This window comes from Sphingomonas bacterium (genome assembly GCF_903643035.1).
In the GTDB taxonomy this organism is placed as follows: Bacteria; Pseudomonadota; Alphaproteobacteria; order Sphingomonadales; family Sphingomonadaceae; genus Sphingomonas.
Genome location: NZ_CAHJWW010000302.1, coordinates 1 through 3,159 on the forward strand (window position 1 = coordinate 1; position 3,159 = coordinate 3,159).

A 3,159-nucleotide genomic window follows, 5' to 3' on the forward strand; every position below is an offset into this window, starting at 1 on the left:
CCGACGGTGGCGGCGCCGGCGGAGGCTCGGAAGCCGGTTGCGCCAGGACCATCGATGTCGCCGGGGCGGCGCAGCGCGTCTCGATGGAGACGCTGCGCACGCCGGGCAGCAGCGCACGGAACTCGTGCACCAGCCGGTCGGCGTAATGGTTGCGCACCCAGTTGGTCATGAACGCCGACGGCAAGGCGAGCCGGACGGTGTCGGCGGCCGGCTCGCCGGCGACCAGCTCCATGGGTTTGAGCCACTGGTCGAACAGGCGCGCGCCCGCCGAGTCGCGCAGGTGCGCGCGCACCTGTTCCCATGCGCGGGCGAGGTCGCCGATGCCGTCACCTCCGCCCCGCAAATCGTCCACGCGCACCTCTCCTCCGGCCGCGGACAGACTTGTCGCGACCGTCCTGCCAACGGCACAAACGTCCCCGTACGCGGCCCGTGACCACGTTCGACTCCGTCGATTTCAAGCGACCGCGGCGGCGATGCCGGCGCGATGGAGGTGGTTATGAAGGCTTCGGGTGAACGATCAAGTCGAACGGTGTCTCATTTCCGAAATAAACGGGATTGACAGCGCAACAGCCGCGGAAATGCGTCAAACTATCTTTCATCTCTTTGATATCATTACATTAATGGTTTGCGGAGTTGCTTGCCTGCATCGAATCAGGCGGGGACTCAGACCTTCTGCGATGGTTCCCGCATCGCGGCGACACACGAAAAACCCCGCCGGTTTCGCCGGCGGGTCATGGTGCGGACGATACCGCCAGGAGAGCGGTACGGCAGGGTGAATGTCAGGCCAGCGCCGACAACGCCTTGGTCAGCCGCGCGAACTTGCGGCTCGCGGTATTGCGGTGAAGAACGCCCTTGGCGACTCCGCGCGCAAGCTCGGGCTGGACCTCATGGAGCGCAGTCGCAGCAGCTACCTTGTCACCCGACGCGAGCGCCGCCTCCACCCTCTTCACGAACGTGCGGATCCGACCGACCCGCGCCCCGTTGATCTCGGCCCGCCGATCGTTGCGACGGATGCGCTTCTTCGCTTGCGGCGTATTCGCCATGAACTGCCTCGAACCTGATGGGACGGAAAAAGGGGCGGCGGGACCTGCCCATCGCCCTTGCTGTGCGCGGCTGTACCCAGACGCACCGGCAAGGTCAACCGCGCTGGCAGGCAGGACACCAGAAGGTCGAGCGGCCACCTTCCGCGCGCCGCAGCACGGGCGTTGAGCACGCCGGGCACGGCTCTCCCCCACGACCATAGACGCGCCACTGTTTCGAGAAATAGCCAAGCTCGCCGTCCGGCCGCGCATAGTCGCGCAGGGTCGACCCGCCCGCCTCGATCGCGGCGAGCAGCACGGCGCGGATCGCCACGGCCAGCCGGTCGAGCCGGAACCGCGCTATCCGCCCCGCGGCCCGCGAGGGGGCGATGCGCGCCAGGTGGAGCGCCTCGCAGATATAGATGTTGCCCAGCCCGGCGACGATCCGCTGGTCTAGCAGCATCGCCTTGACCGGCGCGCGTCGGCCTTCGAACGCGGCCAGCAGCATCGCGCCCGAGAGGTCGGGGCCGAGAGGCTCCGGCCCGAGCGCGCGGAACGACGGCCAGGCGGCGAGGTCCGCGGTCGGCAACAGGTCCACCGACCCGAACCGGCGCGGATCGTGCAGCGCCAGTCGCCGGCCGTCGGCGGTCTCCAGCAGCAGGTGGTCGTGCGCCAGCAGCTCGCCCGGATCGACCCGCCAGCGGCCCGACATGCCGAGGTGGAAGATCATCGTGTCGCCGCGATCGGTCTCGACCAGCCCGTATTTCGCGCGCCGGGACAGGCCCGTCACGGTGGCGCCGGTCATCCGCTGGCGCAGGTCGACGGGAAAGGCGCGGCGCAGGTCCGCGCGCCGCGTCTCGACGAGGGCGAGCCTGCGTCCCTCCAGCACGGGGCGCAGGCCGCGCACGGTGGTCTCGACTTCGGGCAGTTCGGGCATGGACGGCAGATAGTGTCGTCGCCCGGGACTGCGAGGGCAAGACCGGAAGGCCGGGATAGGAGGGCCGGGATCGCGCGGCCGGGACCATGAGGGCGGTGGCGTTGCGACCCTCCCGCCGCTAGGACACGGCGCATGAACGACACCGTCTCCTTCGGCTACGAAGACGTTTCCCCCGACGAGAAGACCGCCCGCGTCGGCGGCGTCTTCAACAGCGTCGCCGCACGCTACGACCTGATGAACGACGCGATGTCGGGCGGCATGCACCGGCTGTGGAAAGACCGGTTCGTGCGCCGGGTAAAGCCGCGCGAGGGCGAGCGGATCCTCGACATGGCGGGCGGCACCGGCGACATCGCCTTCCGGCTTTCCGCGTCCGGGGCGCAGGTGACGGTCGCCGACATCAACCCCGCGATGCTGGACGTCGGCATCGATCGCGCGGCGAAACGCGGGATCGCCGGGCTCGTCTGGACGGAAGCGAACGCGGAGACGCTCGCCTTTGCGGACCGCTCGTTCGACGCCTACACGATCGCGTTCGGCATCCGGAACGTGACGGACATCCCCGCGGCGCTGCGCGAGGCGCATCGCGTGCTGCGCCGGGGCGGACGCTTCTGGTGCCTGGAGTTCTCGACGACGCGATGGCCCGGCTTCAAGGACGTGTACGACGCCTATTCGCATCGGGTGGTGCCAAAGCTCGGCCGGATGCTGGCGGGCGACGCGGACAGCTATCGCTATCTGATCGAGTCGATCCGGCGGTTCCCCGACCTCGAGCGGTTCCGGACTATGATCGACGAGGCGGGGTTCACGCGCACCTCCGTCGAGCCGCTGCTCGGCGGGCTGGTCGCGATCCACGGCGGCTGGAAGATTTGACCGGCCGTTCGTCCAGGCGCCGGCACCAGCCCGCTGCCCCACCCGACCTCCGGCTGCGTACCCCGATCGGGAGGTCGGGTGGGGGACCGGGCGCAAGCCGCCGGGGTTCCGGCGATGCGCGGCATCGTCCGAAGGCGGATGACGGATGGCGCCGCATCCGCGCGGGCGGATGGAACGCGGGCGGATGGAACAAGGCTTCGCGATGACATCCTCCGCCGTCCATGCGTGGCGGCTGATCCGCTGGGGACGCATCCTTGCCCGCCACGGCGCGCTGCGCGGGATCGAGCGCGATCCCGGCACGCCGCCGGGCCTGCGCCGGCTCGTGCGGCTCGCGCGGTT

4 protein-coding genes are annotated in these 3,159 nt (G+C 69.8%); 1 reads left to right on the forward strand and 3 read right to left on the reverse strand.

Features of this window, described 5'->3' with window-relative positions; translation table 11 throughout:
* The 3 genes from HUV01_RS14245 to mutM all read right to left on the reverse strand — a co-directional run.
* The coding region (locus HUV01_RS14245) for a DnaA N-terminal domain-containing protein (protein ID WP_302480070.1) at window positions 1-352 on the reverse strand (352 nt) is incomplete at its 3' end.
* A 427-nt stretch (window positions 353-779) separates the two neighbouring features.
* Entirely contained in the window at window positions 780-1,043 is a 264-nt protein-coding gene (gene rpsT / locus HUV01_RS14250) for a 30S ribosomal protein S20 (protein ID WP_174298869.1), read from the reverse strand.
* Between the two features lie 94 nt (window positions 1,044-1,137).
* The gene (gene mutM, locus HUV01_RS14255; protein ID WP_174298870.1) at window positions 1,138-1,956 is read right to left on the reverse strand and encodes a bifunctional DNA-formamidopyrimidine glycosylase/DNA-(apurinic or apyrimidinic site) lyase; all 819 of its coding nucleotides are present in this window, start codon (window positions 1,954-1,956) and stop codon (window positions 1,138-1,140) included.
* A 132-nt stretch (window positions 1,957-2,088) separates the two neighbouring features.
* Between mutM and HUV01_RS14260 the strand changes: the two genes are divergently transcribed.
* On the forward strand, window positions 2,089-2,820 hold the full coding sequence (locus tag HUV01_RS14260; RefSeq protein WP_174298871.1) for a class I SAM-dependent methyltransferase: 732 nt from the start codon (window positions 2,089-2,091) through the stop codon (window positions 2,818-2,820).
* The last annotated feature ends 339 nt before the right edge of the window (window positions 2,821-3,159 follow it).

Bases quoted from the DNA above. Each gene is read 5' to 3' on its own strand.
- rpsT (WP_174298869.1), bottom strand. From the start codon at position 1,043: ATGGCGAATACGCCGCAAGCGAAGAAGCGCATCCGTCGCAACGATCGG.
- mutM (WP_174298870.1), bottom strand. From the start codon at position 1,956: ATGCCCGAACTGCCCGAAGTCGAGACCACCGTGCGCGGCCTGCGCCCC.
- HUV01_RS14260 (WP_174298871.1), top strand. From the start codon at position 2,089: ATGAACGACACCGTCTCCTTCGGCTACGAAGACGTTTCCCCCGACGAG.